Origin of the sequence: Salipiger sp. 1_MG-2023 (assembly GCF_030547555.1) — a bacterium.
In the GTDB taxonomy this organism is placed as follows: domain Bacteria; phylum Pseudomonadota; class Alphaproteobacteria; order Rhodobacterales; family Rhodobacteraceae; genus Salipiger.
Window position 1 is genome coordinate 1 of the sequence record NZ_JAUOQN010000152.1, and the last position, 1,640, is coordinate 1,640.

1 protein-coding gene and 1 pseudogene are annotated in these 1,640 nt (G+C 62.1%); both read left to right on the top strand.

Annotation, left to right across the window (positions count from 1 at the left end):
• A pseudogene (locus Q4543_RS24305) lies at positions 1-701 on the top strand (IS21 family transposase); the annotation flags it as partial.
• The gene (istB, locus tag Q4543_RS24310) at positions 698-1,591 is read left to right on the top strand and encodes an IS21-like element helper ATPase IstB (protein WP_303442714.1); all 894 of its coding nucleotides are present in this window, start codon (positions 698-700) and stop codon (positions 1,589-1,591) included. The pseudogene Q4543_RS24305 and the gene istB, both read left to right, overlap by 4 nt.
• Positions 1,592-1,640 lie beyond the last annotated feature (49 nt).

Below are 1,640 nucleotides of genomic sequence, written 5' to 3' on the forward strand. Positions count from 1 at the left end.
ATCTCGAAGCCTATCGTGCCTTCATCGATGAGATCGTCGGCCGCCGGAACGCAGCCCAGGGCAAGCAGATAGCTGCAGAGCGGGCCTGTCTGCAGGCCTTGCCCACCCGTCGTACAACGGACTTCGAAGAAGTCATCGTCACGGTGTCGAGCACTGGAGGATTCACCCTGCGCAAGGTCTTCTACACCGTGCCTTCCCGCCTGATCGGGCATCGGCTTCGGATCCGCCTCTACGATGACCGGCTGGAGGTCTTCATGGGTGGCACCAAGTTGATGACGCTGCCGCGCGGGCGTGCCCATTCCGATGGACGGCACGACCAGGTGGTCAATTACCACCATGTCATTCACTCCCTGCGGCGCAAGCCGATGGCGTTGCTGAACCTTGTTTACCGCGACAAGCTTTTTCCGCGCCCGGCCTATCGACAGGCCTTCGAGATGTTGATTGCCCATCTGCCCGAGAAGATGGCCTGCAAGGTCACCGTCGAGCTGCTCGCGCTGGCGCATGACCGTGGCTGCGAGCGGGAATTGGCTGCGGAACTGGAGGCGGTCCTGAGTGCCGGGCAACTGCCCGATCCCGTGGCCTTGCGCAGGCAATTTGGTCCTGACCCATCGGACTTGCCAACCGTCACAGTGCAGCAGGTTGGCCTCGAAAGCTATGACGCGCTTGTCGCCCCGGCCGCCTGGATGGGAGAAACGGCATGATGAGCGCACATCCCATCGACGAGGCGCGTCTCGACATCATGCTGAACGAGCTGCGCCTGCCCACGATCAAGACCCTCTGGCCCCAGTTCGCTGAAACGGCCGATCGCGAAGGCTGGCCAGCAGCGCGCTTCCTCGCGGCGATCGCCGAGCACGAACTGGCCGAGCGCGCCAATCGCCGTATCGGACGCCATCTTGCCGAGGCTCACCTGCCGCCAGGCAAGACGCTCGACAGCTTCGCCTTCGAGGCTGTTCCAATGATCTCCAAGGCGCAGGTCATGGCCATGGCTGCAGGCGACAGCTGGTTGGCCAAGGGCGCCAATGTCCTGATGTTCGGTCCTCCCGGCGGCGGAAAAAGCCATCTCGCGGCCGCCATCGGTCTCGCCCTGATCGAGAATGGCTGGCGCGTTTTGTTCACCAGAACGACTGATCTGGTCCAGAAACTGCAGGTCGCGCGCCGCGAACTGCAACTCGAAGCCGCCCTCGCCAAGCTCGACAAGTTCGACCTGCTCATCCTCGATGACCTCGCCTATGTCACCAAGGATCAGGCCGAGACCAGCGTCCTGTTCGAACTGATCTCGGCCCGATACGAGCGACGATCCATCCTGATCACCGCAAACCAGCCCTTCGGCGAATGGAACAGGGTCTTTCCAGACCCTGCCATGACGCTTGCAGCCGTCGACCGGCTGGTCCACCACGCCACGATCTTCGAGATGAACGTCGAAAGCTTCCGGCGCCGCAGTGCCATGGAGGCAAAGCGAACCCGCGGACGGCCGGCCGCCTTCGCGACAATCAGCAACACGCCCCAGATTGTCGCGGAGCGTCAATCAACACCTGAAACAGAACTTGCCAGCGACAATCACGCTGATACGATCCCAGACACCGCGACGTAGAACCTCATCCAGATTGACGCGCAGGTCTCACTCAGATTGTCGCGCTATA

Excerpts from the sequence above, each read along its gene's own strand:
- istB (WP_303442714.1), top strand. The coding sequence starts at position 698 with ATGATGAGCGCACATCCCATCGACGAGGCGCGTCTCGACATCATGCTG.